Source organism: Gammaproteobacteria bacterium, assembly GCA_003696665.1.
In the GTDB taxonomy this organism is placed as follows: Bacteria; Pseudomonadota; Gammaproteobacteria; order Enterobacterales.
In genome coordinates, this window is record RFGJ01000547.1 from 1 (window position 1) to 3,304 (window position 3,304).

Below are 3,304 nucleotides of genomic sequence, written 5' to 3' on the forward strand. Positions count from 1 at the left end.
AGATGGCCAAAATAAAGGGGAGAGCCTCGCACGACGTGGCCGCATCCATCTGGCCAAATGACGCTTAGCATGGCGAACGGCCAGCACACTCGGTAACACGTCGACCAATTGCGTATGTGACACAGCGCGATGACCAAAATCCTGTTCGATGGCCTGGGCGAAGGCTTTTTGTTCATGAATCAGACATCTTTCCAAGGCCAATAACCACTGACGCCGCTCCCGCACACCCGGGAACGGTGTTTTGCGGTAGTGCGCATGCAGTGTGTCGAACAGCGCCTGCATTGGTATCAGTTCAGTCAGTTTTCCGTCCCAGTTCATGGACTGCATCCACCAGTACCTTAGGCGCCTCGGGATCAACATATTGGTGAATGCCATGTCCTAGGTTAAAAATATGCCCTGGTCCATCGCCATAGTCCGCCAAAACCTTGGCCACTTCCGCTCGAATGGTGTCAGGCGTTGCGTATAGCACACAAGGGTCGAGGTTGCCTTGTAACGCCACCTGATCGTTTGTCCATTTCCGCGCTTGCGCAAGTGTCGTCGTCCAATCCACACCAAGACAATCTGCCCCCACCGTTGCCATTTCTGACAGCAGCGGCCCCGCCCCCTTGGTAAACAAGGTCACCGGAATACGTTGCCCGTTCCTTTCTCGCATCAAACCATCAACGATTTGCCTCATATAAGCGAGTGAGAAGGCACGGTAGGTTTCTGGTGAGAGTACGCCACCCCAAGTATCAAAAATCATCACAGCTTGAGCCCCTGCCTCGATCTGGGCATTGAGATACGCCGTGACGGCTCGGCTTACGACACTCAGTAACGCGTGAAGTGAATCAGGGTCTTGATACATCATCCCCTTGATGCGTCGAAACTCCTTACTGCTTCCCCCTTCAATCATATAAGTGGCGAGCGTCCACGGACTTCCCGAAAACCCAATCAATGGCACCTTGCCGGACAATTCGCGTCGTATCATCCGCACAGCGTCCATCACATAGCCCAGATCTGCCTCCATATCCGGCACACCGAGCCGGGCTATGTCGCGTTTTGTCCGCACCAGGCGTTCAAAACAAGGGCCTTCCCCCTCGACAAAGTACAGACCAAGCCCCATAGCATCCGGGACGGTGAGAATGTCCGAAAATAAAATAGCCGCATCCAAGGCATAGCGGCGCAAGGGCTGTAATGTCACTTCGCAGGCAAGTTCCGGCGTGCGGCAAAGCGTCATGAAGTCGCCCGCTTTAGCTCTCACAGCCCGATACTCGGGAAGATAACGGCCAGCCTGACGCATCATCCAAACAGGTGTTGTGTCCACTGGCTGCCTCAGCGCGGCTCGAATGTAACGATCATTTTGCAAGACAGTCATGCAATCGGCTCTTCTTACTTTGTGTTGTCACGCATTTTAACCCACTTTGTGGTCAACGCGTTGATTTAGGTAAAGCTATTATTTAACGGCCTGCCGTATTTCTGTGTGTACTACCGACATGGATTTTATCCACGGTTTCATACGCCGAATGGCTTGTGGCGCGCTCGTGCCAAGCCAAACCCGGGCTTCGCTTTTGTTTGCAAAAGAAGCCAAAACCAACTTATAAATGGTACCGTTTCCGAATGGACTTCTGTAATAACGGAACGACTTGCCCGGCACCTTTGGCAGCGAGCGTACCAAAGCCACCATGTCGGCTTCATGACTCAAACCGGTGAGCTGCAATACAAATCGATCTGGCGACTGTGACAATAACCACGTTTCATCTTCACTGTAGGCTGGGGCCTTTGGCTCCGGTTGCGCCTCAGCTGCCGTCGTCGTCGGCATCTCATCACTTTCTTTGGCTTGCGACTCGCTTATCGTTTCCATTTTCGAAACGTCTTCTGAAACCGGCTTAACGATCTCATGTTGCGTTTCACTCTCTGGTTTTGTCTCCAGTGTCGGCGGCATATCGGCATCAAATGCTTGTCCAATTTCGGACGTTGGCTCTTTCTTGGGTTGCGTCTCCGATATTTCCTCTGAGGGAATCTCTTGATCCCCTGTCGAATCGTCCGTCAATCGCCCCCCACTGTGGTCGCTCGCTTCAGTTGTTCGGCGCACGACCTTGGTTGAGTGAATTGGGGGCTGTGTTTTCTCAATCTCAACCCCGGAAGTTCCGATGAAGGGCCACCAGAGAGAACTTGTCGCTCCGGCAAGGATGAAGACAACACCAAGCCCTATGAGCCACTGTCGGGGCAATCTTGCCTGATTCGACGCCGATGCTAATGCCTTGCTTTCTAGCAGCGCTAAAATTTTCCCTGGCCAACCGCCCGAATCAAGATAAAGCTGGCGAAGCATGCGTGTTCCATAGGTGTTGTGTACAGCCTCCACCGGCAATGCCAACACATGGGCCAAAAAGGGCGCCAGCTCGTCCTCTTGCAAAGGCACGAGGCGGTACTGCTGAATCGCCTCTTGTTGGACATCAGTTGGCCAGGGTAACTTTTCTGAGGGGACGGCTGTCAGCAGAAGCAAGCGCAAGCCATGCTCTGGATGTGCTGCCAGCGGGGCCACGAGGTCACAAAGCATTTCAAATTGTCGAGCTGTCAATTGCTCTGCCCCATCTACCAGTATCGCGGTTGGTTTGGCAAGGGCCGCATGTCGCAAAAGTTTTCTCACTTGGGCGACATCGATGGTGGCATCGTAACGGTTTAATTGCTGCAAAATCGCGGCGAGTATCTGTGTGTCAGATAGTTCAAGGCTTGCGTCGATGCGAATCAGCCGAGTGTCATCCCCGATGGACGCAAGGTACTCAAACAATCGCGTTTTTCCAGCCCCCACAGGCCCATTCACAATAATGACGCTAGGACCAAAATGCGACAAGGTGAGCAATTCATCCGCCGTCGCCACAAAGCCTCTGGATAGGAATGGTTCGACTGGCCTTTGCGATCTTTGTTGTTCTTCCGGCACGTTCGTCCCTCCCGAATTTAAAGCCGATTATGCAACCCCCACCCCGTCAGGATGGCTGAATAGCTCGCTCAATGGCGTGCAGTGTATTGTCATCCAAGGGCACGGGGCGACATGTTGCCCGCGCGATCTCTTCGCATAAGACGAAATAGACATCACCGCCATGGTTCTTTTTATCTTTATACATAAAAGGCACCAACTTGGACACCTCTCCATTCCATGCAGTTGGTAAGCCAAAGGCTTTCAGAAGCCGTCGCACACGTTCGATGGGAAGGCTCACAGACAACGCCAATTCAGCCACAGACAACTCTGCGATCAAACCAACGGCAACTGCTTCTCCATGCAAGAACTCGGTATACCCAGTGGCCGCTTCAAGCGCGTGCCCAACCG

4 protein-coding genes are annotated in these 3,304 nt (G+C 53.1%); all 4 read right to left on the bottom strand.

What is annotated here, in order from left to right; all coding sequences use genetic code 11:
- On the bottom strand, positions 1-282 hold a 282-nt coding region (locus D6694_13450), incomplete at its 3' end, for a coniferyl-aldehyde dehydrogenase (GenBank protein RMH37105.1).
- Between the two features lie 10 nt (positions 283-292).
- Positions 293-1,354 carry a uroporphyrinogen decarboxylase gene (locus tag D6694_13455; protein ID RMH37106.1) on the bottom strand — a complete coding sequence of 354 codons (1,062 nt, stop codon included), beginning with the start codon at positions 1,352-1,354 and terminating at the stop codon, positions 293-295.
- A gap of 78 nt (positions 1,355-1,432) precedes the next feature.
- A complete protein-coding gene (locus D6694_13460) occupies positions 1,433-2,917 on the bottom strand; it encodes a hypothetical protein (protein RMH37107.1) in 1,485 nt (494 codons plus the stop codon).
- Between the two features lie 46 nt (positions 2,918-2,963).
- The coding region (locus D6694_13465; GenBank protein ID RMH37108.1) for a 3-dehydroquinate synthase at positions 2,964-3,304 on the bottom strand (341 nt) is incomplete at its 5' end.

Coding starts and splice junctions, on each gene's coding strand:
- D6694_13455 (RMH37106.1), bottom strand. CDS start 1,354: ATGACTGTCTTGCAAAATGATCGTTACATTCGAGCCGCGCTGAGGCAG.